At 74.9% G+C, this 22895-nt stretch carries 25 protein-coding genes; 12 read left to right on the top strand and 13 right to left on the bottom strand.

What is annotated here, in order from left to right:
• Positions 1-131: 131 nt before the first annotated feature.
• From AB0L34_RS08115 to AB0L34_RS08105, 3 genes are all read right to left on the bottom strand, one after another.
• A complete protein-coding gene (locus tag AB0L34_RS08115) occupies positions 132-1676 on the bottom strand; it encodes a glycosyltransferase family 39 protein (protein WP_363702950.1) in 1545 nt (514 codons plus the stop codon).
• 77 nt (positions 1677-1753) lie between these two features.
• Positions 1754-2434 (bottom strand): ABC transporter ATP-binding protein, encoded by a 681-nt coding sequence (locus AB0L34_RS08110; RefSeq protein WP_363702948.1) that lies wholly within the window; start codon positions 2432-2434, stop codon positions 1754-1756.
• The gene (locus tag AB0L34_RS08105; RefSeq protein ID WP_363702946.1) at positions 2431-3501 is read right to left on the bottom strand and encodes an ABC transporter permease; all 1071 of its coding nucleotides are present in this window, start codon (positions 3499-3501) and stop codon (positions 2431-2433) included. Before AB0L34_RS08105 ends, AB0L34_RS08110 begins: the two co-directional genes overlap by 4 nt.
• Positions 3502-3680: 179 nt before the next feature.
• Between AB0L34_RS08105 and AB0L34_RS08100 the strand changes: the two genes are divergently transcribed.
• Together AB0L34_RS08100 and AB0L34_RS08095 are read left to right on the top strand one after the other, a co-directional pair.
• On the top strand, positions 3681-4880 hold the full coding sequence (locus AB0L34_RS08100; protein ID WP_363702944.1) for a sensor histidine kinase: 1200 nt from the start codon (positions 3681-3683) through the stop codon (positions 4878-4880).
• A complete protein-coding gene (locus tag AB0L34_RS08095; RefSeq protein ID WP_363702942.1) occupies positions 4877-5509 on the top strand; it encodes a response regulator transcription factor in 633 nt (210 codons plus the stop codon). The genes AB0L34_RS08100 and AB0L34_RS08095 overlap by 4 nt, the downstream gene beginning before the upstream one ends.
• 57 nt (positions 5510-5566) lie before the next feature.
• Here the strand turns inward: AB0L34_RS08095 and AB0L34_RS08090 are convergent, their stop codons facing one another.
• Complete coding sequence (locus AB0L34_RS08090; protein ID WP_363702940.1) at positions 5567-6787, bottom strand: MFS transporter; 1221 nt, start codon at positions 6785-6787, stop codon at positions 5567-5569.
• Positions 6788-6855: 68 nt separating this feature from the next.
• Between AB0L34_RS08090 and AB0L34_RS08085 the strand changes: the two genes are divergently transcribed.
• From AB0L34_RS08085 to AB0L34_RS08060, 6 genes are all read left to right on the top strand, one after another.
• Positions 6856-7353 (top strand): MarR family transcriptional regulator, encoded by a 498-nt coding sequence (locus AB0L34_RS08085; protein ID WP_363702938.1) that lies wholly within the window; start codon positions 6856-6858, stop codon positions 7351-7353.
• Positions 7354-7409: 56 nt separating this feature from the next.
• Complete coding sequence (locus AB0L34_RS08080; RefSeq protein ID WP_363702936.1) at positions 7410-7928, top strand: DUF2087 domain-containing protein; 519 nt, start codon at positions 7410-7412, stop codon at positions 7926-7928.
• A gap of 52 nt (positions 7929-7980) precedes the next feature.
• Positions 7981-8454, top strand: a complete 474-nt coding sequence (locus AB0L34_RS08075; RefSeq protein WP_363702934.1) for a MarR family winged helix-turn-helix transcriptional regulator — start codon at positions 7981-7983, stop codon at positions 8452-8454.
• A 76-nt stretch (positions 8455-8530) separates the two neighbouring features.
• The gene (locus tag AB0L34_RS08070; protein ID WP_363702932.1) at positions 8531-8944 is read left to right on the top strand and encodes a DUF6069 family protein; all 414 of its coding nucleotides are present in this window, start codon (positions 8531-8533) and stop codon (positions 8942-8944) included.
• Between the two features lie 69 nt (positions 8945-9013).
• Positions 9014-9526: a GNAT family N-acetyltransferase gene (locus tag AB0L34_RS08065; RefSeq protein ID WP_363702930.1), complete on the top strand. Its 513-nt coding sequence runs from the start codon at positions 9014-9016 to the stop codon at positions 9524-9526.
• 70 nt (positions 9527-9596) lie between these two features.
• Complete coding sequence (locus AB0L34_RS08060) at positions 9597-10028, top strand: Hsp20/alpha crystallin family protein (protein ID WP_363702928.1); 432 nt, start codon at positions 9597-9599, stop codon at positions 10026-10028.
• 37 nt (positions 10029-10065) lie between these two features.
• On the opposite strand, the gene AB0L34_RS08055 is transcribed toward AB0L34_RS08060, so the two are convergent.
• On the bottom strand, positions 10066-11058 hold the full coding sequence (locus AB0L34_RS08055; RefSeq protein ID WP_363702926.1) for a WYL domain-containing protein: 993 nt from the start codon (positions 11056-11058) through the stop codon (positions 10066-10068).
• Positions 11059-11290: 232 nt separating this feature from the next.
• Here AB0L34_RS08055 and AB0L34_RS08050 point away from each other — a divergent pair, with 232 nt between their 5' ends.
• The gene (locus AB0L34_RS08050; RefSeq protein ID WP_363702924.1) at positions 11291-12289 is read left to right on the top strand and encodes a tyrosine-type recombinase/integrase; all 999 of its coding nucleotides are present in this window, start codon (positions 11291-11293) and stop codon (positions 12287-12289) included.
• 91 nt (positions 12290-12380) lie between these two features.
• On the opposite strand, the gene AB0L34_RS08045 is transcribed toward AB0L34_RS08050, so the two are convergent.
• The 4 genes from AB0L34_RS08045 to AB0L34_RS08030 all read right to left on the bottom strand — a co-directional run bounded on the left by AB0L34_RS08045 (position 12381) and on the right by AB0L34_RS08030 (position 16181).
• Positions 12381-12752, bottom strand: coding sequence for a VOC family protein (locus AB0L34_RS08045; RefSeq protein WP_350705553.1), 372 nt, complete (start codon positions 12750-12752; stop codon positions 12381-12383).
• 63 nt (positions 12753-12815) lie between these two features.
• A complete protein-coding gene (locus AB0L34_RS08040) occupies positions 12816-13301 on the bottom strand; it encodes a TrkA C-terminal domain-containing protein (RefSeq protein WP_363702922.1) in 486 nt (161 codons plus the stop codon).
• Positions 13301-14827 (bottom strand): potassium/proton antiporter, encoded by a 1527-nt coding sequence (locus AB0L34_RS08035; RefSeq protein ID WP_363702920.1) that lies wholly within the window; start codon positions 14825-14827, stop codon positions 13301-13303. The genes AB0L34_RS08040 and AB0L34_RS08035 overlap by 1 nt, the downstream gene beginning before the upstream one ends.
• A 55-nt stretch (positions 14828-14882) precedes the next feature.
• A complete protein-coding gene (locus AB0L34_RS08030; protein WP_363702918.1) occupies positions 14883-16181 on the bottom strand; it encodes an ArsB/NhaD family transporter in 1299 nt (432 codons plus the stop codon).
• 470 nt (positions 16182-16651) lie between these two features.
• On the opposite strand from AB0L34_RS08030, the gene AB0L34_RS08025 reads away from it, so the two are divergent.
• The 3 genes from AB0L34_RS08025 to AB0L34_RS08015 all read left to right on the top strand — a co-directional run bounded on the left by AB0L34_RS08025 (position 16652) and on the right by AB0L34_RS08015 (position 18839).
• On the top strand, positions 16652-17608 hold the full coding sequence (locus AB0L34_RS08025; protein WP_363702916.1) for a HAMP domain-containing sensor histidine kinase: 957 nt from the start codon (positions 16652-16654) through the stop codon (positions 17606-17608).
• Complete coding sequence (locus AB0L34_RS08020; protein ID WP_350705562.1) at positions 17605-18252, top strand: response regulator transcription factor; 648 nt, start codon at positions 17605-17607, stop codon at positions 18250-18252. Before AB0L34_RS08025 ends, AB0L34_RS08020 begins: the two co-directional genes overlap by 4 nt.
• Positions 18253-18380: 128 nt before the next feature.
• Positions 18381-18839 carry a hypothetical protein gene (locus AB0L34_RS08015; RefSeq protein ID WP_350705564.1) on the top strand — a complete coding sequence of 153 codons (459 nt, stop codon included), beginning with the start codon at positions 18381-18383 and terminating at the stop codon, positions 18837-18839.
• 4 nt (positions 18840-18843) lie between these two features.
• On the opposite strand, the gene AB0L34_RS08010 is transcribed toward AB0L34_RS08015, so the two are convergent.
• The 4 genes from AB0L34_RS08010 to AB0L34_RS07995 all read right to left on the bottom strand — a co-directional run bounded on the left by AB0L34_RS08010 (position 18844) and on the right by AB0L34_RS07995 (position 22790).
• The gene (locus tag AB0L34_RS08010) at positions 18844-19512 is read right to left on the bottom strand and encodes a thymidine kinase (RefSeq protein ID WP_363702996.1); all 669 of its coding nucleotides are present in this window, start codon (positions 19510-19512) and stop codon (positions 18844-18846) included.
• A 103-nt stretch (positions 19513-19615) separates the two neighbouring features.
• The gene (locus tag AB0L34_RS08005; RefSeq protein WP_363702914.1) at positions 19616-21004 is read right to left on the bottom strand and encodes an MFS transporter; all 1389 of its coding nucleotides are present in this window, start codon (positions 21002-21004) and stop codon (positions 19616-19618) included.
• A 16-nt stretch (positions 21005-21020) separates the two neighbouring features.
• Positions 21021-21788, bottom strand: coding sequence for a glycerophosphodiester phosphodiesterase (locus AB0L34_RS08000; protein WP_363702912.1), 768 nt, complete (start codon positions 21786-21788; stop codon positions 21021-21023).
• Between the two features lie 225 nt (positions 21789-22013).
• Positions 22014-22790 carry a lysophospholipid acyltransferase family protein gene (locus tag AB0L34_RS07995; protein WP_363702910.1) on the bottom strand — a complete coding sequence of 259 codons (777 nt, stop codon included), beginning with the start codon at positions 22788-22790 and terminating at the stop codon, positions 22014-22016.
• Between the last annotated feature and the right edge of the window lie 105 nt (positions 22791-22895).

Here is a 22895-nt window from a genome sequence, read left to right as displayed (position 1 = left end):
CGGGCCGCCCTCGGTCGTCGGGTGCCACTCTGCCGTACCCGGTTGCGCGGCGCAGAGCGGGCCCAGCGCCGCGACCGGCCTGACGCGGGCGTACGGGCCGTGAGTCGCCGAAGCGGGCCCCGGGTCGCCGGTCAGCCGCGGTGGCGTACCTCGGTGTCCCAGATCGCGGCCCACGGACGCCGCAGGCCGCGGCAGACCCAGATCGGCCCGCCGTTCTCGTCGTTGTCGACCTCGACCCGCTGGTCCACCCGGCCGGCGAGGGTGACCTCGGCGAACCAGCTGCGCAGCCGGTCCGGCCGTGCGAACCCGACCGCGAGCACCACGTCCGCGGTTTCCGGGGGGCGGCCGAAGGCGGCCATGCTGTTGTGTCCGGAGTAGGCGGGCGGCAGGTCGCGCGTCGGGCCGTAGCGGGCCACGGCGCCGGCCTCGCCGTAGTTGGCGGTGAGGATGACGGCCCGCTGCCGCTGGTCGGCGGGCAGGCCACGGTGGACGGTGGCGAGGGAGTCGGCGAAGGCGGGCCAGCCGATGGTCTCGCCGGCGTCGTAGTTGGCGGCGACGACGAAGCCGGGCAGCCGGTCGGCGGGCAGGACGGGCAGCAGCAGCACCGCGCTGCTGACGGCGGTCAGCACGGCGCCCACGGTCAGCAGGGCCCGGCGCGGCAGCGCGCGACCCCGGGCGGCCCAGCCGGCGGTGACGACCGCCCCGGCGGCGGTGAGCACCAGCAGCAGCGGGGCGTCGTAGTAGCCCTTGCCGCCGGCGAGCAGCACGATGGCGACCACCACGAGCCAGGCCCACCCGACGGCCCGATACGCCCGCCAGGCCGGCCGGCGTAGCAGCGTCACCAGCCCGGCGACCCAGATCGGCACCGTGAAGGGGCTGATGATGACGACCTGGAGGACGAGCGCGTCGAGCCGGCCACTGTAGGAGCTGTCGCCGTCGGCGATCGAGGCGGCCACCGACAGCTGCGGGAAGTCGTGTGCCGCCTGCCATGTCACGGTGGGAGCGGCGAGCAGCAGGAAGAGGGCCGCGGCAGCGAGCACCCACCGGTCGCGCAGGAGGGGCCGCGGCCCGGCGATCAGGAGCCCGGCCAGCAGGCCCACGGCGAGCAGGGCCGGCAGCAGCTTGTTGAGCATGCCGACGCCGAGCGCGAGCCCGACGCCGAGAGCCCAACGACTGTCCCCGGTGCGCAGCATCCGCACCGTGCCCAGCGCGGCCGCCAACCAGACCAGCAGGTCGACGCTGGTGGTGCTGAGCAGGTGACCGCCGGCGAGGACGATGCCGGCGGTCGCGGCGAGAAACGCGGCGTAGGTCTGCGCGCCGCGCCCGGCGCCGAACTCGCGGGCGATCGCGGCGACCAGCAGCACCGCGGCGCCGCCGATCACCGCCGACGGGGTGCGTAGCGCCACCAGGCTGCCCGGGGCGATCGTGTCCGTCAGCCGGGCCAGCGCCGGGACCAGGGGGCCCTGGTCGACGTAGCCCCAGTCGAGGTGCCGGCCGCAGAGCAGGAAGTACAGCTCGTCGCGGTGGTAGCCGTAGCGGCCGGAGAGCAGCAGGAGCACCGTCGTCGTGGCCGCCGCGACCGCCCAGGGGCCGGTGGCCCGGGGACCAGGTGGGGTGGGCCGGCCGTTCGCGGACGTCGCGCGGCGGGGTGTCCGGGTGGCGACGGGATCGGCCATCCGCACATCATCGCCCCGCACGGCCGGCCCGCGCTGCCCCGATCCCGTAAGCGTCCGCGTCGGCTGCCCGCGGCGGGTCAGGTCCGTGTCGGGACGCGCAGTCGGCCGTCGACCATCTCGGCGACCTCGTCGACGCGGTCGAGGTGCCCCCGGTCGTGGGTGACCAGGACGGTGGCGGTGCCGCGCTGCCGGGTGAGTTCGGTGAGCAGGTCGATGACGGCCGCGCCGCGCTCGTGGTCCAGCGCGCTGGTGGGCTCGTCGACGAGCAGCACCGCCGGGTCGTTCATCAGGGCGCGGGCGATGTTGACCCGCTGGCGTTGCCCGCCGGAGAGCTGGTGCGGCCGGCGGTCGGCCTGCCCGGTCAGCCCTACCGCGGCCAGTAGGCGGGCGGCGCGGTCGCGTCCGGCGCGGCGGGAGCCGCCGCTGAGGTGGGCGATGACCTGCAACTGTTCGGCGGCGGTCAGCGAGGCGATGAGGTTGGGCTGCTGGAAGACGATTCCGACCTTCGCGCGTCGCAGGGCGGTCGTCTGGCCCCGGCTGAGGCCGGTGGTGTCGGTGCCGGCGATGACGATCCGACCCGAGTCGGGGTTGATCAGGGTGGCGGCCACCGCCAGCAGGCTGGACTTGCCGGACCCGGACGGGCCGATGACGGCGGTGGTGGTGCCGGCCGGCACGTTCAGGTTGACGCGGTCGAGCGCGGTCAGCCGGGTGTCCCCGTCGGGGTAGGTCAGCGTGACGTCGGACAGTTCGAGGCTCATCGGGCGCTCCCCAGGGCGGTCAGCGGGTCGACGGAGGTGATACGGCGGACGGAGAGGGCGGCGCCGGCGGCGCCGAGCGCGATCGTCACGGCGGCCGGCAGCAGGACGGATCCGGCGGTGAGCGCGAACGGCACGGCGCCGGCCGCCGCGGCGCCGATCGCGACGGCGAGCGCGGTGCCGACGGCCGTGCCGGCGAGCAACAGCGCCAGGGCCTGCCCGAGGGCGTCGCGCAGCAGGTGGCCGGTGGTGGCGCCGAGCGCCTTCAGCACGGCGATGTCAGGACCGCGCTGGATGGTCCACACGGTGAAGAACGCGCCGATGACCAGGGCGGAGATCGCGAACAGCATGCCGCGCATGAGCTGGAGCGAGCCGTTCTCGGCGGTGTGCGAGCCGATCGCGGACAGCGCCGCCGTGCGGGTCACGGTGCGGGTGTCCAGCTGCCGGTCGGCGTCGGCCAGGTCGGCGTCGGGGGCGGTGGTCAGCGCGATGACGGTGGCGGAGTCGTCGGCGGCGCCGGGGGCCAGGTGCTGCCAGTCGGCCAGGTCGGTCCAGATGACCGGGGTGTGGCTGTGGGAGGCGTCGCCGGCGACCGCAGCGACGGTCAGTCGCCGACCGCCGACGACCACGTCCTGGCCCGGCCGGGCGGACAGGGCCTCGGCCGCCCCCTCGGACAGCACGGCCTGCCCGGCGGCGACGGCGCTAGGGGCCAGGTGCGAGTCGGCCGCGACGCCGAACGCGGACAGCGCGGCGGTGCGGTCGCCGGCGCTGACCCTGGTGGTGGTGATGCCGAGTGGGGCGGCGCTGCGCACCCCCGGGACGGCCCGCCAGCGCAGCCACTGCTCCCGGGTGACGGTCGACTCGGTGAAGGAGAGCTTCTGCCCGTCGGCCGGAGCGGAGAACACCAGGTGGTCGGCGGGCAGGTCGGTGATGGCCGAGGTGCTGTCCCGGCCCAGCCCGGCGGTCAGGCCGGACAGCAGCACGACCAGCAGCGTCATCAGCGTCACGACCGTTCCCATCAGGGCGAACCGGCCCTTGGCGAACCGCAGATCTCTCCACGCGACGAACACGAGCGCAGCAACCTTCCGTTGGTGGGCGGGGCCGCGGTGGCGGCCCGGCACCAACCCTCGCGCGGTCCACGCCGGTCGGCATCGCGCCGCGGATCGGGCCGGTGGCGTCGAAGTGCGCAGGCAAGGATCAACCCTTTGGTTGATGGCGGCCGCCGTGCACGCCCTAGCCTGGAGTCATCGTGAACCCGGAATCGCTTGCCCGGCCGTTGCGGGTGCTGCGCGTCTGCCTGCACCTGCTGGTCGGGGGTCTGCTCGTGGTGGTCGCCGGACGTGCCCTGGCGGGGCAGGCCCCGCACCGCTCCGCCGTGCTCGCCGCGTCGGCGGCGCTGGCCGTCGGCTACGCCGTCGGTGCCGCGTTGCCGCCGGTCCGCCGGTCCCGTCGCGCGGCGGCGGTGTGGCTGGCGGCGCTGACCGTCGGGTGGCTGGTGCTGCTCGGCCTGACCCCGGACGGGGTGTGGCTCGCGTTCCCCCTGTTCCTGCTGCACCTGCACCTGCTGCCGGTCCGGTGGGGGATCGCCGCGGTGGCGGCGACGACGGTGGCGGCGGTGGGTGGCGTGGTCGCGCACCAGGGGGCCGTCACGCCGGGCGTGGTGCTCGGGCCGGTCCTCGGCGCCGCCGTCTCCGTCGGCACGGTGCTGGGCTACCAGGCGTTGTACCGGGAGAGCGAACACCGCCGGCGGTTGATCGAGCAGCTGACCGCCACCCGCAGCGAGCTGGCCGCCGCCGAGCACGCCGCCGGCGTCCTGGCCGAACGCGAACGCCTGGCCCGCGAGATCCACGACACCCTCGCGCAGGGGCTGTCCAGCATCCAACTGCTGCTGCGCGCCGCCCAGCGGGCCCTGCCGGAGCGGGTGGAGGTCGCCGGCGACCACGTCGAGCAGGCCCGCCGGACGGCGCAGGACAACCTGGTGGAGGCCCGGCGGTTCGTGCGTGCCCTGGCGCCGCCCGGCCTCGACGGCGGCTCGCTGCCGGCGGCGCTGCGGCGGCTGTGCGCCACGACCGCCGCCCGGTCGGCGCTGGCGGTGGACTGTGACCTCGACGGGACGGCGGTGCGCCTGCCGACCCCGCACGAGGTGGCGCTGCTGCGCATCGCCCAGTCCGCGTTGGCCAACGCCGTGCGCCACGCCGGGGCCACCCGCGTCGGGTTGACGCTGCGGTACCGGGAGCACGGCGTCGTCCTGGCCGTGGTCGACGACGGCAGCGGCTTCGACCCCGACGCCGTCGCCGGTCGCGGTGACGGCGGGTTCGGGCTGGCGGCGATGCGGGCGCGGGCCGAGGAGCTGGGTGGCACGCTGACCGTGGAGTCGACGCCCGGCCGGGGCACCACGCTGACCGTCGCCTTCGCCCACCCGTACGACGGGGCGCCGGCGGGCGCATGAGCGATCCGATCCGGCTGCTGCTGGCCGACGACCACCCGGTCGTCCGGGCCGGCCTGCGCGCCGTCCTCGCCACCGAACCCGACCTCGAGGTGGTCGCCGAGGCCGCCACCGCCGAGCAGGCCGTCGCGCTCGCCGGACGGGACCGGGTGGACGTGGTGCTGATGGACCTGCAGTTCGGTGCGGGCATGCACGGCGCCGAGGCCACCGCCGCCATCACCGCGCGCGGGGGCGGCCCGGTCGTGCTGGTGCTGACCACGTACGACACGGACGCCGACATTCTCGCCGCGGTCGAGGCCGGCGCGTCGGGGTACCTGCTCAAGGACGCCCCGCCCGAGGAACTCGCGGCGGCGGTGCGCGCCGCCGCCGCCGGCAGGTCGGCTCTCGCGCCGGCGGTCGCCCACCGGCTGATGGACCGGATGCGCGCTCCGGGCACCGCGTTGAGCCGACGCGAGACCGAGGTCCTCCAGCTCGTCGCCGACGGGCTGTCCAACCAGCAGATCAGCAGGCGGCTGCACGTCAGCCACGCCACCGTCAAGACGCACCTGGTCCACGTCTACGGCAAGCTCGGGGTCGACTCCCGCACCGCCGCCGTCGCCGCCGCCCGGGCCCGCGGGTTGATCCGCCGCTGACCGGGCGGGCGACGTCGGGGTCACCGCGCCGCGGGGATGCCACGACGGGTCACCCGTTCACCGCACGGCGGCCGCGAGGGCGCCGTCGCGTGGCGCGGTGGTGAGTCGTCGTACGCCGGGCACGACGGCGGTGCCGGCGCAGGCGACGAGGACCAGCGCGCCCGCCGTGAGCAGCGGCAGGCCCTCGCCCCAGGCCCGCGCCGCGATCGGCGCGAGGGCGTAACCCAGCGGCATCGCGCCGAGGGAGACCAGCCAGTCGTACGAGGTGACGCGGGCGAGGACGTGGGGTGGGAACTGCCCCTGCACGACGGTCTCCCACACGGGGTTGAGGTAGCCGAGGGCGGCCAGCGCGACGCCGTAGGCGACGACGACCAGCGGGGCGGGGGCGGCGACGGCGAGCAGGGCCAGCGGCGCGGCGTAGCTGGCGAGGCCGAGGTTGGCCACCAGCACCGGGCGGCGGGGACGGATCCGGGCGGCGAGCAGCGAGCCGACGAGCATGCCCACCGCGCCGGCCTGGAGCATCAGCACCCAGACGCCCTCGCCGCCGAGGCGTCCCACGGTGACCGCCGGGCCGAGGGTCGTCAGGACGGCGGCGGCGCCGTTCCAGACGCCGTGGCCGAGCAGGCTGGTCCAGAACCAGTCGCGGCTGCGGACCTCCCGCCAGCCGTGGGTCAGGTCGGCGAGGACGCTTCGTTTCGGCATCGGGACGTGGCGGACCCGGACGACCGCGAGCAGCAGCGCGCTGAGCGCGAACGTGGCGGCGTCGAGGACGAACGCCCAGCCGGGGCCGGCGGCCCAGATCAGCGCGCCCGCGAGGGCGGGCCCGGCGAGGCGGCTGGCGTTGGCGGTGACGCCCATCAGCGCGTTGGCCTGTTGCCGTTGCGTCGCGTCGACGGTGCCGGCGACCAGGGGCGAGGCGGTGGGCAGGGCGAACGCGCCGGCGGCGCCGCCGACGGCGGCGGCCACCGCGATCACGCCGAGCGAGGCGTGGCCGAGGAGTTCGAGGCCGACGACGAGTTGCGCGACGCAGCGTACGAGGTCGGCGAGGATCGCGACGCGGCGGGCGTCGAGCCGGTCGGCGAGCACGCCGCCGAGGGGCAGCAGGAGCAGGCGGGGCACCATCGCGCAGGCCAGCACGAGGGCGAGGGCACCGGTCGAGCCGGTCGCGCGGAGCACGGCCAGGGCCAGGGCGGCGGGCACGACGGCGTCGCCGACGGCGGAGACGGTGCGGCCGAGGAAGAGCAGCCGGAACGGGCGTACGCGGAGGGGATGAGTCACCGGACCAAGATACTTCGACGACGAACCTTTCGACAACGAATATTTTGGCGACGGCATAGGGTGGGTCCATGACCGACCGCGACCGCGTCGACCGTCACGTCGAGCGCTGGCTGCCGATCCTGCCGACCCTCGACCCCGACGTCGAAGGCGCGGTGACGCGGATGCAGTTCCTCACCCGGCACCTGCGCGAGGTCAAGGAGCGGACCCTCGTCGACCTGGACCTTCAGGGCCACGAGTACGACACCCTGCACGCCCTGGCCGGCCGAGGGGGCCGGGCCGCGCCGTCGGACCTGGCGCGTGACATGGCGATGGCTCCCGCCTCCGTCACCGCCCGCGTTGACGCGCTGGTCCGGCGCGGCTTCGTGCACCGGATCCCGTCCACCACCGACCGGCGGCGGGTCGACGTGGAGCTGACCGAGGCGGGCCGGGCCGCCTGGCGGGGGGCCATGGACGTCGGAGGCGCCGAGGAGCACCGGCTGCTGGCCGCCCTCGCCCCGGACGAACGGCGACTGCTGTCCGACCTGCTGCGCCGGGTGGTGCTGCGCGCCGAGGCCCCGACCGACTGACCGCTGGGCGGAAATGCCGTGGCGGCGGGCGTACGCCGGCTGGCAGGGTGACCGGCATGACAGCGCAGGCGCTGGCGGGAGCGCTCGCCGACGACGTACGACGGCGGGTCTTCGCCGCGATCGCGTTGGGCGGCGCCGACGCCCCGGCGGTGGCCGAGCGCACCGGGCTGCCCGCCCGGCAGGTGGTCACGGCGGTCCGGCGGCTCGTCGACGCGGGCCTGGTGGCTGACGGCGACGGTGAGCTGCGGGTGGACGCCGACCGGCTGCGGGAGGCCGCCCGCACGCCGGCGGAGCCCCGACCGGCGGGGGAGCCGGCCGACCGCGTGCTGCGCACGTTCCTGCGCGACGGCGTCCTGGTCGGGTTGCCGGCGCAGCGCGGCCGGCGGCGGGTGCTGCTGGCGCACGTCGCGACGTCGTTCGAGCCGGGGGTGCGCTATCCGGAGCGGGCGGTGGACGAGGTGCTGCGGCGGTGGTGCGAGGGCGGGGGGTCCGACCACGTGACGCTGCGGCGGTACCTGGTCGACGAGCAGTTGCTGGCCCGGGAGCAGGGCGTCTACTGGCGTGTCGGCGGCTGATCGTCCGCGCCGCGAACCGTCTGTCCCCGGACCACCTTGTTAGCCTCGGCGCATGACCTCGTGTGCGCCGGGCGGCACCCCCGACCTCATGTTCATGTTCTCCTGGGCCAGTCACGCGTTGATGGCGGAGCATGCCGCGGGCCTGGCCGAACTCGGCATCTCGCCCCGGGCGCACTGTGTGCTGCTCAAGGCCCGGGCGGGTGGGCTGACGCAGCGCCGGCTCGGCGAGCTGTGCGGGATCGACAAGACCACGATGGTCGTCACCCTCGACCAGTTGGAGACGGCCGGGTTGGCGCGGCGGCGCCCGTCGCCCAGCGACCGGCGGGCCCGTCTCGTCGAGGTCACCGAGGAGGGCGAGAAGGTCCTCGACCAGGCGCAGCGGATCGCCGCCCGGATCCAGGAGGACGTGCTGGCGGCGTTACCCGAGGCCGATCGCGCGGTCTTCCTGCGGTCGATCGCGAGCCTGGTCGGCGGCCGGCTCAGCGGCACCGGGGCCTGCGGCCCCGGTGGGCGCGACGGATGTTAGTTCCGCGATAGATAGTCCCGGTCAAGACGATCTGATACGGTTGCATCCGTTGGTGTCCCTTCACCCAGGAGCAGCCGTGACCGCGACCGCAGAAACCGCCCCCACGACCCCGTCCGTCCGCCGGCGCGCGCTCGGCGTCGGCGCCGCCGTCCTGGCCTGCGCGCTGATCTGGACCGTCGGCGCGATCGCGGGGGTCGACTACACCGTCGAGAACCCCGGCCAGCCCGCCTTCACCGTCGGGCTCGCCCCCGTCGTCGTCTTCTCCCTCGGCTCCGCCCTGGTCGGCTGGGTCGGGCTGGTCGTGCTGGAGCGCTTCCTCGGCCGGCGGGCCGCCGTCGTCTGGGCGGTCCTCGCGGTGGCGCTGGCCCTGCTCTCCCTCGCCCCGGTCTTCGCCACCGAGGCCACCGCCGGGGCCAGGGTCGCCCTGGGCGCGATGCACCTGGCGGTGGCCGCGGTGCTGATCCCGCTGCTGCCGGCCCGCCGCACCTGACCTGCCCTATCCGCCGTGGCGGCGCCGCCACGGCGGATATTCCCTTGCCGGGCCCGTGATGATCGACGGGTGACGACGACAGACTGGACCGTGGCCCCGACCCGTCCCGACCACCCCGACGCGGCGGTCCTGCTCGAGGCGTACTACGAGGAGATGGTCCGCCGTTACCACGGCCGCCCGGTCCGCCCGGGCGAGGTCGCGGCGGCGATGGCCGACGACCCGAGCCACGACCTGACCGCCCCCACCGGATTCCTCCTCGTCGCCCACCGCGACGGGCGCCCGGCCGCCTGCGCCGGGCTGCGGTTCCTGCCGGACTGGGCCGAGCTGACCCGGGTGTACGTGCGTCCCGCGCACCGCGGTCGCGGCGGCGGCGCGCTTCTGCTCGCCGCCGTGGAGGAACGGGCGCGCGCCGCCGGCGTCGCCCGGATCCGGTTGGACACCCGCAGCGACCTCGTCGAGGCCCGAGCCCTGTACGCCCGGCACGGCTACCGGGAGATCCCGGCGTACAACGACGACGTCTACGCCGAGCACTGGTTCGAGAAGGTCCTCCAGTTGACGACGGCCGCGCCACGCGCTAAATAGAGAAGTGGCAAGTTGAGTCACTAGGACTCAACTTAGGACCTTCGGCCAGGAGAACCGAGGAGGCAGGACCATGCTGATGCGCACCGACCCGTTCCGTGAGATCGACCGGCTCACCGAGCAGTTCTTCGGCACCGCCGCGCGCCCCGCGGTCATGCCGCTGGACGCCTACCGCGACGGTGACTGGTTCTACGCGGCGTTCGACCTGCCCGGCGTCGACCCGGACAGCATCGACTGCACGGTGGAGCGCAACGTGCTGACCGTCCGCGCGCAGCGGCAGCGGCCCACCGGCGACAGCGTCGAGCTCGTCGCCGCCGAACGCCCGATGGGCACCTTCACCCGGCGGCTGTTCCTCGGCGACACCCTCGACACCGACAGGCTCGAGGCCGGCTACGACAACGGGGTGCTGACCCTGCGGATCCCGGTGGCGGAGCGGGCCAAGCCCCGCCGAGTCACCATCACCGCCGCGGCCGACGGCAACGGCCGCAAGCAGATCAACGCCTGAACATCCGACCGGGGGGCGCGGCCGTCCCGTCCCCCGGTCATGCCCGGCGGCACGCCGCGGGCGGATAGAGCGCGGCCAGGGCGTGCGCGGTGGCGGCGAGCCGGTCGCGCAGCTCGGCCGGCGCGAGCACCTCCACGTGCGCGCCGAGCTTGAGCAGCTCCACGTGGCCGTGCTTCACCGACTCGATCGGCACCGTCGTGTGCACCCAGCCGGCCGGGTCCGGCTCGGAGGCGGCCGCCCGCGCCGCCCGGCTCATCGCCGGCGGCAGGACGTGCGCCGCCAGCTCCAGCGCGGCCGTCGTCATCCGCACCCGGGCCTCGTCCCGGTACACGCCGCGCTCGTACCGGTCGGCGTGCTCCTGCCAGCAGCGGGCCAGGTCGAAGCCGTCCGGCCGGTCGAACCGTTCGTCGAGGACGGTCAGGGCCAGGATCGCCGCGACCCGGTAGGTGCGCACCTGCCCGCCCGCGTCGGCCACCAGGTACCAGCGGCCGGCCTTGAGCACCACGCCCAGCGGGGCCAGCGTCCGGGTCACCTCCCGCGGGGCCTTCCACCGTCGGTAGCGCACCTCGACTCGCCGGTCCTCCCACACCGCCCGGGCCAGCTCGGCCAGGTGCGGCGTGGGTTCGGGCTCCCGGAACCAGGTGGGGGCGTCGAGGTGGAACCGCTGCCGGATCCGGCCGCCCCGGTCGGCCAGCTCCGCCGGCAGGGCGGCGCGCAGCTTCAGCTCGGCGGCGGCGAGCACCGACCCGAGGCCCAGCTCGGCGGCGGGGCCGGGCATGCCGGCCAGGGACAGCGCCTCCGCCTCGCCGGCGGTCAACCCGGTGAGCCGGGTGCGGTAGCCGTCGACCAGCCGGTAGCCGCCGGCGGGGCCGCGATCGGCGTAGACCGGCACCCCGGCCGCGCCGAGCGACTCCACGTCCCGGTAGACGGTGCGCACCGACACCTCCAGGGCCTCGGCCAGCTCCGGGGCGGTCATCCTGCCCCGGGTCTGCAGAAGCAGCAGCAGGGAGACCAGCCGACTCGCGCGCACCGCCCGACCGTACCGCCCCCGGGCGGCGGCAGACCGGTGGCCAGGGGCGGTCGAGCCGTGCCGGGCCGCCCTCGTGATGGCTACGCCACGGCGCCTGGTTCGCCGAGGCGGTCGGCTTCCGCCGGCGCTGGCGGATGGTCGACCGGCGGGTCGCCGAGAAGCCGGCGGCGGCGCCGATCACGTCTGGCGCGCCTCCTCCCGTTTGCCAGCCGGAGCTGAGAACCTTTTTCACATGCTGTCCCCGAACGCCCCGGCGCGGTCCCGCCAGTCGCCCCCGCCGGCCCTGCCCGTCGGGCCCACCGACTTCACCGAGGCGTGGCTGCGCAACCGGCGGCTGTCCGAGCACACCCGCGACGCGTACCGGCGGGACGTCGCCGGGTGGCTCGCCTGGTGCGCCGCCCGCGAGCTGGACCCGCTGCACGCGAACTTCCTGCACGTCAACGAGTACGCCCGGGGGCTGGAGGCGACGCTGGCCGCGCGCAGCGGCAAGCCGCTCACCCCGGCCACGGTCGCCCGCCGGCTCTCGGCCCTGTCGAGCTGGTACGACTTCCTGGTCAAGCTGCGGGCCGTGGACGCCAACCCGGTCGCCGGCGCCGACCGGCCCCGCATCGACCGGGACCACTCCGCCACGGTGGGGCTCAGCCCGGAGGAGGTGGACGCGCTGCTCGCCGCCGCCGAGGCCGACACGGGGCCGACCGCCGCCCGCAACCGTGCCGCCATCGCGCTGCTGGCCGACCTCGGGCTGCGCGTCGGGGAGCTGGTCTCGCTCGACCTGACCGACCTGGGCGCCGAGCGGGGCCACCGCAGCGTCCGGTTCGTCGGCAAGGGCGGCAAGTCCCGCCGCCGCGCCCTGACCCCCGGCACCGCGTACGCGGTCGACGCGTACCTGGCCCAGCGGGCTGCCGCCCAGGGTGTGGCGGTGCACGAGCTGACCGGCCCGCTGCTGGTCACCGCGACCGGGGCCCGGCTGGACCGGCACGCCGTGTTCCGGCTGGTACGCCGGCTGGCCCGGGCGGCCGGCATTCCGGCCTGGGCGAAGCTGTCGCCGCACTCGCTGCGGCACGCCTTCGCCACCACCGCCCGGGCCGAGGGTGTCCCGCTGGAGGACGTGCAGGACGCGATGGGCCACGCCGACCCGCGCACCACCCGCCGCTACGACCGGGACCGGCACAACCTCGACCGCGACCCCGCGTACGCCATCTGGGCGGCCCGGGCCCGCCGCCGCGGCTGACACCGACGTCCGCGCGCCCGGTGGTGCCACGCGGCGTTTCCTTCGCGCGCGGCACCACCGGAGCCTGCCGTGGGCCGCCGCCTGGAGTGGGTCAGCCCTGCGGGCGGGGGCAGATGCAGAACGGCTGCCCGGCCGGGTCGGTCAGCACCACCCACCGGTCGCCGCCGGGCTGGAAGTCCGGCTTCGTGGCGCCGGCGGCGACGAACTCCTTCTCGGCCTGCGCGAGGTCGTCGACGTACAGGTCGAGGTGGTAGCGCTTGCCGGCGCCCTCGTCCGGCCAGGACGGCGGCCGGTACCCCTCGACCAGGCCGAAGCCCACGGCCACGCCCCCGGCGGTGACCATCGCGTACTCCGGCTGGCTGTGGGTGATCTCCCCACCGAGGACGCGCTGCCAGAACGCGGCGTGGGCGACGGGGTCGGGGCTGTCGAGGTTGACCATGGCGAGGTCGGCGGTGACTGTCATGCCCGGCAGTCTGCCGCGCGTACCTGACATCCACTGTCAGGTACGCGAGCATCTTGCGGCGGTCTACGGGTCCGCGAGGGCGAGCAGGCGGCTCAGCGCCCCGATGCCCTCCTGGGTGCCGGCCGCGACCAGGACGTCGCCGTGGGCGAGGACGTGCCCGTCCCCGGGCGCGGTGATCGTCCGGCCCGCGCGGAGCACGGCGATGACGGTCACGCCGCCGGTACGCGCGACGGCGTCGGCCAGGGGCCGGCCGTCGTAGGGCGACGCGGCCGTGACCGGCAGCTCGGCGACGCTGATCGCCTCGGGGTGCCGCTCCAGGTGCGTGACGTGGTCGACGGTGGCGACCGGGTGCAGCAGCTCGGCCACCTCCTGCGCCTCCGCGGGGCTGAGCGGCAGCGACCGCTCGACGGTGTCCGGATCGCCGGGCGCGTACAGGACGAGGTCGCGCCGCCCGCCGCGGTGGCAGATGACCCCGAGCAGCTGCCCCTCGCTGGTGTGCACGGTGTAGCCGACGCCGATACCGGGCAGCGGGACACGTTCGATCTGCATCATTGCCTCCTGTCCTGGGATGGTGCGGTGTGCGCCTGGCCGGTCTCGCCGAACCAGGTGGCCAGCCGCCCGGCGCGCGCGACGGCCCGCAGGCGCCGTTCGGTGGCGTCGCGTACGGGTGGGGTGGTGAGCACGACGAGCTGGTCCCCGACGCGTAGCCGGGTGTGGTGGTCGGGCACGAAGGTGTCGTCGCCGCGGACGACGAGGGTGGTCGCGGCGGGCGGCGGCAGCCGCAGCTCGGGCAGGTAGACGCCGTGCAGGCGGGAGCCGGCCTCGACGGTGACGTGGATGAGGTCGGCGTCCATGGCGTCCAGCGGCGCCAGTTCGATCTGCAGGTCGGGCCCGACGTCGCGCGACGCGAGGCGGAGCCGGCGCGCCAGCCAGGGCAGGGTGGGCGCCTGGATGACCGTGAACACCACGACGAGCACGAAGACGATGTTGAAGACCTGCTCGCTGCCCGGAGCCCCCGCGACGACCGGGATGGTGGCCAGCACGATCGGCACGGCACCGCGTAGTCCGGCCCACGACAGGAAGGCCTGTTCGCGCAGCGGGATGCGGAACGCGGCCAGCGAGACCAGCACCGACGCGGGCCGGGCGAGCAGCAGCAGGGCCGTGCCGACCACGATCGCGGGGACGATCGCGGCGGGCAGCTCGCTGGGCGTGGCCAGCAGGCCGAGCATCACGAACAGGCCGATCTGGGCGATCCAGCCCAGCCCCTCGGCGACCGAGTGGGTGGCTCGCCGGTGTGCCAGGCCGGAGTTGCCGAGCACCAGCCCCGCCAGGTAGGCGGCGAGGAACCCGCTGGTCTGGGTCAGGCCGGCGACCGCGAACGCCAGCACTCCGCAGGCGACCGTCGCGATGGGGTACAGGCCGGAGGTCGGCAGGGTCAGCCGCCGCAGCAGCCACACGCCGGCCGCCCCGGTCACCACGCCGATCGCGCCGCCGGCGACCAGCTGGTAGGCCATCGCGCCGATCAGGGGCAGGGGGGCGACGGTGTCGAGGGTGGCGGCGCTGAAGGTGAGCACCAGGATCAGCGTCGGGGCGTCGTTGAGCCCCGATTCGGCCTCCACCAGGCTCGTCAGTCGTCGGGGCAGCGGCACCGACCGCAGGACGGAGAACACCGCCGCCGCGTCGGTGGACGACACGATCGCCCCCAGCAGCAGCGCCATCCGCCAGTCGACGTCCAGCAGCAGGTACGCCGCCCCCGCGGTGACCGCGACGCTGACGAACACGCCGACGGTGGCCAGCACCGACGCGGGCGCCAGCACACCGCGTACGTCGCTGAACCTGGTGGTCAGGCCGCCCTCCACCAGGATGACCGCCAGCGCCGCCAGGCCCAGGGCCTGTGCCAGGGCCGCGTCGTCGAAGGGGAAGCCGGCGACGTCCTGGCCCAGCAGCAGGCCGACGCCGAGGTACGCCAGCAGGACCGGCATGCCCAGCCGGGTGGCCAGCCGGGCCGCGCCGACGCTGGCCAGGACCACGCCGGTGCCGACGGCCAGCGTCACGTACAGCTCGCCGAGGTTCACGTCGACCCCCTCGCGCCCGGGGCGGACGCGTCGTCGCGCCCGCCCCGGACGCCGGCTACGCGGCGAAGTAGCGCAGCCACACGTACCCCCACGCGATCACCGTGGTCAGCACCGTGGTGACGATGCCGTACCGGGTGAACTGCCAGAAGCTGATCGGATCGCCGGCGCGGGCCGCGATGCCCAGCACGACGATGTTGGCGCTGGCCGCCACGGCCGTGCCGTTGCCGCCCAGGTCGGCGCCGAGGGCGAAGGACCACCACAGCGCCTCGCCGGTGACGGGATCCGGGGCGCCGGCGACGAGGTTCTCCACGATCGGCGCCATGGTCGCCGTGTACGGGATGTTGTCGAAGAACGCGCCGAGCACCGCCGAGCCGAAGATCAGGCCGGTGGCCGCCGTGAAGAAGTTGTCGCCGACGGCGTCGCTGGCCCATTCCCCGATCAGCCCGATCACCCCGGTCTCGGTGAGGCCGGCGACCATCACGAACAGCCCGGTGAAGAAGACCAGCGTCGGCCACTCGACCTCGGCGAGGTACGCCGACGTGTCCGCCCGGGTCACCAGCACCATCAGTCCGGCGCCGAGCAACGCGACGACGGCCACGTCGACGTGGATCACCGTGTGCAGCATGAACCCGGCCATCACCAGGCCGAGCACGACCAGGCAACGGACCAGCATCCGCGGGTCGGTGATGGCGGCGCGGGCGTCCATGTCGCGTACGGCCTCGAACCGTTCGGGGTGGTGCACGAACGAGCGGCGGAACATGACCCGCGCCAGCACCAGGAACGCGAGGAACATCAGCAGCGTGACCGGCGCCATGTGCATCAGGAAGTCGTTGAAGCTCAGCCCGGCCCGGCTACCGATGATGATGTTGGGCGGGTCGCCGATCAGGGTCGCGGCGCCGGCGATGTTGGAGGCGAGCACCTCGGCGATCAGGTACGGCGCGGCGGGCACGCCCAGCCGGCGGCACACCGAGATGGTGATCGGGGCGACCAGCATGACGGTGGTGACGTTGTCCAGGAACGGCGACAGGGCGGCGGTGATCGCCATGAGCAGCACCATCAGCCGGAACGGGCGCCCCCGCGAGCGCTGTGCCGCCCAGATCGCCAGGAACTCGAACACCCCGGTCTGTTTGATCACCCCGACGATGATCATCATGCCGAGGAGCAGGAAGATGACGTCCCAGTCGATGCCGGCGTGCTGCTCGTAGAACACGTGCGACCCGGGCACGAGCCCGAGCAGGGCCATCAGGCCGGCGGCGCCCAGCACCACCGCGACCCGGTTGATCTTCTCTGTGGCGATGAACACGAACGCGACCACGAAGATGGCGGTCGCGGCCAGGGCGGGCCAGACGCTCACGGGCGCCCGCCCGGCGGGCCGTTCTCCGTGATGGTGGGCCGGTGCCCACAGGCAAGGATCGCGGCTTCCGGTGGCACGGGTGCTGACAGCACCAGGTGACGGTTCACGGGGTCCTCCCAGGAGGGATTCGGCACAACGGGGCAGCGCACCGGCAGGCGGTGCGGCCGGGTGCGCAGGAATGGGCCCGAGCGGTCCGGGCCTGTCTTCATGGTCATCCGCCCGGTGCGGGCCGACATCGGGGCTGACACCCATTTGCCGCCGTCGCCTCCGACGGTCGTCCCGGCCCGGCGGGTCGCGGCGGATAAATGGGTGCGGGCACGCATTTACACCACGCGCGCCGCCGGGCAGGCTGGATCATGAAGAGGGGGACCGCTGCGGAGCGTGACCACCCGCCGCCCGCCGGCCTGTGGACAATTGCCGATGTCGGCGCGGGCCGGCGGGGCACCGGGGCCGGGAAGGGAGGCGTCGTCGTGTCGCTGTTCTGGCGGATCTTCCTGCTCAACGCGGCCGTCCTCGTCACCGCCACGTTGCTGCTGCTCGGCCCGGTCACGGTCTCCACCCCGGTGCTGCTCACCGAGGCCGTCGTCCTGACCGTGGGCCTCGCCGCGATGCTGGTCGCCAACGCCGCGCTGCTGCGGGTCGGCCTGGCGCCGCTGCGCCGCCTGACCCGGGCCATGACCACCATCGATCTGCTCCAGCCCGAGCCGCGCCCGGTCCCGACCGGGCAGGCCGGCATCGCGGAGCTGATCCGCGCCTTCAACGCCATGATCGACCGTCTGGAGGCGGAACGGGCGACCAGCGCGGCCGCCGCCCTGTCCGCGCAGGAGGCCGAGCGCCGCCGTATCGCCCAGGAGCTGCACGACGAGGTCGGCCAGACGCTGACCGCGGTCCTGCTCGAACTGAAACAGGTCGCCCGCCACGCGCCCGACCCGGTTCGCGCGCAGCTCGCCCAGGTGCAGGAGACCACCCGCGACAGCCTCGACGAGATCCGCCGCATCGCCCGCCGGCTACGCCCCGGGGTGCTGGAGGAACTCGGCCTGATCAGTGCCCTGAAGGCGCTCGTCACGGAGGTCACCGGGCACACCGAGCTGGCCGTGCGCCAGCACCTCGGCGCGGACCTGCCGGCCCTCGACGGCGAGGCCGAGCTGGTGATCTACCGGGTCGCCCAGGAGGCCCTCACCAACACCGTCCGGCACGCCAGGGCCACCACCGTCGAGGTGTCCCTGGCCGCTCAGCCGGGCCACGTGCAGCTGCGGATCCGCGACGACGGCCGGGGCGTCGGCGACGCGCCCGAGGGCGCCGGCATCCGCGGAATGCGCGAGCGGGCCCTGCTCATAGGCGCTCCGCTCGCCGTGACCTCCGGCCCGGCCGGCGGCACCGAGGTGCGGCTGCGGGTGCCGCTGACGGACCGGGACGGCCGGCCGTGACGACCCGCATCCTGCTCGCCGACGACCACGCCCTGGTGCGCCGCGGGGTCCGGCTCATCCTCGACAGCGAACCGGACCTGACGGTCGTGGCCGAGGCCGGCGACGGCGCGGAGGCCGTCGCCCTGGCCCAGGCCGAGCGCCCCGACCTGGCCATCCTCGACATCGCCATGCCCCGGATGACCGGCCTGCAGGCAGCCCGGGAGCTGTCCCGGCAGCAGCCGGACCTGCGCATCCTCATCCTGACGATGTACGACAACGAGCAGTACTTCTTCGAGGCCCTCAAGGTCGGCGCCAACGGCTACGTGCTCAAGTCCGTCGCCGACCGTGACCTGGTGGAGGCGTGTCGCGCCGCCGTACGCGACGAGCCGTTCCTCTATCCCGGCGCGATCAACGCCCTCATCCGCACCTACCTGGAACGCACCGCCCGCGGCGAGAGCCTGCCGGCGCGGGCCATCACCGAACGCGAGGAGGAGATCCTCAAGCTCGTCGCCGAGGGCCACTCGTCGAAGGAGATCGCCCGCCTGCTGTTCATCAGCGTCAAGACCGTCGAACGACACCGGGCCAACCTGCTGCAGAAGCTCGGCCTCCGGGACCGGCTCGAGTTGACCCGCTACGCCATCCGGGCCGGCCTCATCGAGCCGTGAGCCGGCCCGGCGGGGCGGGCCCGTCGGCGGGCTCGCGGGGCGCGCGCCGACGGGGGACGACGCGGCGCCCGTCCGGGCCGGGCCGGCTTTTCCTGCGGGCGGCCCCACCGGTTCTCTACGGTCGACGGGTGGGCGCTGAGCAGCCGTGGAGCCGGCCGGCCCGGCGGCGCCGCCCGATGCGCACCGGGCTGGTGTTCGCGGGCGTCGCCGTGCTGCTGTGCTGCGTCGGGGTGGCCGGGCTGGGCGCCTGGAACGTGCAGGTGGTCACGCAGGCCAGCGGCCCGGTGCGGGAGACCGCCGACGGGTTCCTGCGCTCGGTCGCGGCGGGCGACACCGACGGCGCGTACGACCGGCTCTGCGCCGACGCGCGCACCCGGTGGAGCCCGATCGGGTTCACCAGCTGGCTGCGCACGCCGCCGGTGGTCAGCGGCTACGAGATCCTCGACGTGTCGGTGGCGACGCGCGGCGGCCGCCCGCAGGGCACGGTGACGGTGCGGCTGACCCGCGACAACGGGCTGACCGAGGAGCGGAAGCTGTCGGTGGTGCGGGAGGGCGGCGACTGGCGGGTGTGCGGTGACCCGTACTGACGTGTCAGCGGCGCGGGCCGAGCTCGCCGGCCCGGTAGTGCCGCCGGCACAGCACCTGGTAGCGCACCTCCGCGCTGTCCACCGTGTCGCCGATGACGACCTGTTCGCCCTCGCGGACGACCCGCCCGCCGACCACCCGCGCGTTGAGCAGCCCTTCCCGGCCGCACCAGCAGAGCACCTCGACCTGGATGCGGGCCACCTCGTCGGCGAGTTCGAACAGCCGCTGCGCGGCCGGGAACAGGCAGGACCGGAAGTCGGTGGCCAGCCCGAACGCGTACACGTCGACGTCGTAGCTGTCGACCAGCTCGGCCATCTGCTCGATGTGCTCCAGGTTGTAGAAGGAGGCCTCGTCGCAGATGAGGTAGTCGACGCGGACCCCCTCGGCCCACGTGTCGCGCACCAGCGTGCGCAGGTCGAGGTCGTCGGTGACCTCGACGGCCTCGTGGGCCAGCCCGATGCGGGTGGTGACCCGCGGGCCCAGCGAGCGGTCGATGCGGGTGGTGACCAGGCCACGGCGGCCCTGCCGGGCGTGGTTGTGGTTCATCTGCAGCGCCATCGTGGACTTGCCGCAGTCCATCGGCCCCCAGAAGAACTTCAACGCCGCGGCGTGCAGCGGACGCCCGTCCACGCCCCGCGCCGCGGCGCACCGGGCGGGGGAGTCGTCGGGGCCCAGCGGCGGGCGCGCCAGACAGGTCGGGGCGGCGGCGTGGTCGGTCACGGTCGGGCAGCCTAGCTGATCGACGCCCCCCGATCCGGCCGGTGCGGTCCGCGCTGCCTCACAGCACCCGGGGCGGGGTGTTGCCGGCGGCGACGATCGCGCGGCGGATCGGCACGGCCAGCAGCAGCAGGAACCCGACGACGAAGAAGATGAGCAGGGAGACCAGGCCCACCCGGTACGAGGAGGTCAGCTGGAACACCAGGCCGAAGGCCAGCGGGCCGAGCCAACTGGTGCCCTTGTCGCTGATCTCGTAGAAGCCGTAGTATTCGCCCTCCTTGCCGGCGGGGATGAGCTGGCTGAACAGCGACCGGCTCAGCGCCTGGCTGCCGCCGAGCACCAGGCCGATGGCCGCGCCGAGGACCATGAACGGCAGCGGCGCCTCGGCGGGCAGCCGGAACGCGCCGAGGATCACCCCGGTCCACAGCACCAGGCTGATCAGGACGGTCTTCCAGGCGCCGATGCGCTTGGCGAGCGCGCCGAGCAGCAGCGCGCCGCCGAAGGCGAGGAACTGCACCAGCAGGATGGTCACGATCAGGGTGCTCTGGCCGAGCTTCAGCTCCTCGGTGCCGTACTGGCTGGCCAGGGCGATGACGGTCTGGATGCCGTCGTTGTAGACCAGGAACGCGAGCAGGAAGAACAGCGTCAGCGGGTACGCCTTGATCTCCCGCAGGGTGCGGCCGAGCTGCCGGAACCCGTCGGTGACGGGGTTGCCGCCGGCCAGCGCGGCGGCGGTGGGGTGTTCGCGCAGCCACCGCAGCGGAACCAGGGTGAACACCGCCCACCACAGCCCGGCGGACACGATCGACCAGCGGGCCAGGTCGAGGGTGCGCTGGTGGTTGCCCTCCTCGCCGAGCATGCTGACCGCGACCAGGTTGAGTGCCAGCAGCAGGCCGCCGCCGAGGTAGCCGAGGGCCCAGCCGCGGCTGGAGATGCCGTCGCGGTCGTCGGGGCCGCCGAGCTGCGGCAGGAACGAGTTGTAGACCACGACGCCGGCGCCGAAGGCGATGTTGGCGACGAGGAACAGCAGCCCGCCGAGCAGGTACCGGTCGCCGGTGACGAAGAGCATGCCGACGGTGGCGCCGGCGCCGGTGAAGGCCGCCGCGGCGAGCAACCGCTTCTTGTGCGCCGACCGGTCGGCGACCGCCCCGATGACGGGCAGCACGAACACGGTGAGGAACACCGACAACGACACCAGGTAGGGGAAGTACGAGCCGGCGGCGATCTTGATGCCCAGCGGGTACACGTACCCGGAGCAGGTGTCGGCGCCGAGTTCGCAGCCGGCGGCCAGTTCGGTGACCGTGGTCAGGAACGGGCCGAGGAACACGGTGATCACGGTGGTGGAGAAGGCGGACATCGCCCAGTCGTAGAAGTACCAGCCGGTGCGTTCGCGGCGGGTGCTCGCCGGGGCGGGGGTGTCGCCGACCGTGGGGGTGGCGGTCTCGGCCATCGGGGTCCTTCGGCGCTCAGGCGGCCCAGTGGCCGCGGCTGCGGTAGACGTCGCGCAGCACGCCGACGTGATCGGTCATGATGCCATCCACTCCAAGATCAAGTAACTCGTGCATATCGGCAGGTTCGTCGATCGTCCAAACGTGCACCTGCAGGCCGAGTCGGTGGGCGTAGCGCAGGAACCGGCGGTCCACCACGCGCACCCGCCCGTAGCGCACCGGCACCTGGGCGGCGACGACCGACGGGGGCAGCCGCAGCGCCCGGCCGGTCAGCGAGGCCATCCGCAGCCGGGCCACCCCGCGCATGCCGAGGCTGGTGGCGATCCGGCCTCCGGTGCTGGCGCGCAGCCGGGCGAGCCGGGCGTCGCTGAACGAGGCGAGCAGCACCCGGTCGCCGGCGTTGGCGCGCGCGACCGTGGCCACGGTCGGGTCGACGCCGCCGTCGGCCTTGACGTCGATGTTGAACCGGACCTCGGGCCAGGCGTCGAGGACCTCGTCGAGGCGGGGCACCACGGCGGCGCCGCCGACGCGTACCGAGGCCAGGTCCGCCCAGCGCAGGTCGGCGATGCGCCCGGGCTCGCCGGTGACCCGCGTCAGGGTGGCGTCGTGGAAGACCACCGCCACGCCGTCGGCGGTGCCGTGCACGTCGGTCTCCACGTACCGGTAGCCGAGCCCGATCGCGCGGGCGAACGCCGCGGCGGTGTTCTCGTCGCCCTCGGCGGCGCCGCCGCGGTGGGCGAAGGCCAGCGGCGCGGGGGCGTCGAGGTAGGGGTGACGGGTCAGCACGCGACGCAGTATGCCGGTCTCCGGTTGCCGCGCGGCAACCAGCCCGTGGCCGTTGATCGCCGGCGCGGACCGCCTCCCGAACGGCCACCGTGGACGCGGGTCGCGCAGGGGACCCGGGAGTCCGGCGGGGTGTCGCCGCGTCGATCCGCCGGGCGGGGCCGGTTCGTCCCGGTGGCGGCCGGGGCGAGGCTCGCGCCGCGGGTGGCGGCCGGGACGAGCGCGTGCTCAGGCGGTGGGGCGACGGCGGTGCGAGCGGCTGGTGTCGGCGGGTCGGCCGGGGTCGACGTGGCGCGGCCGGTCGGGCTCGTCGGGCCGCAGCGGGGCCAGGCCGTCGGTTATGGCGTCGATGATCCGGTCGGTGGCGCGCCGGGCCGCGCCGGGCGTGACGGGCGTGATGTCGCCCAGGTCGACCGGGTCGCCGAAGTGCACCCGGACCACGGGGCGCCGCCACATGGCGCGGGCGACGCCGCGCAGCAGACCCTTCGGGGCGCGGTAGGGAAGCACCTCGTGCGACCCCCACTGGGCGATCGGGATCACCGGCGCGGCGCAGGCCAGGGCGAGGCGGGCCACGCCGGTCTTGCCGCGTTCGGGCCACATGCCGGGGTCCAGGCCGATGCGGCCCTCGGGGTAGACCAGGATCACCGAGCCGCCGGTGACGGCCGCGGCGGCGTCGTCGAGGGCCTGGTGTACGGCGCTGGTGCCGCGGTCGACGCGGATGTGCCCGGCGCGGCGCATCGCGGCGCCGATGACGGGGGCGCGGAACAGCCCGCCGGTGGCCATGATCCGGGGGGCGACGCCCCGGGCCCGGCAGGCGGCGGCGAGGACGACCGGGTCGAACGGGCTGATGTGGTTGGCGGCCAGGATCAGCGGGCCCCGGCGCAGCGCCTCGGGCACGTTCCCGCTGACCTCGAGGCGGGCCACGAGCGCGACGACGGCGCGGGCGAGCAGCTGCGCGGCGCGCCAGATCAGCGGGGGCTGCCACGTCGGGTGGGCGGTGTCCATCAGCCGGCAATGGTCGCACGCGCGGGCCGGGCGGCGGGGGCGGGGGCGTCGGCACGGCGACCGCCGGGGCCGTCCGGCAGAGGTGATCAGGGTCATTGGTCCCGG

It is taken from the genome of Micromonospora sp. NPDC052213 (assembly GCF_040679695.1).
In the GTDB taxonomy this organism is placed as follows: domain Bacteria; phylum Actinomycetota; class Actinomycetes; order Mycobacteriales; family Micromonosporaceae; genus Micromonospora.
This window is presented reverse-complemented; position numbering and strand designations above follow the sequence as displayed.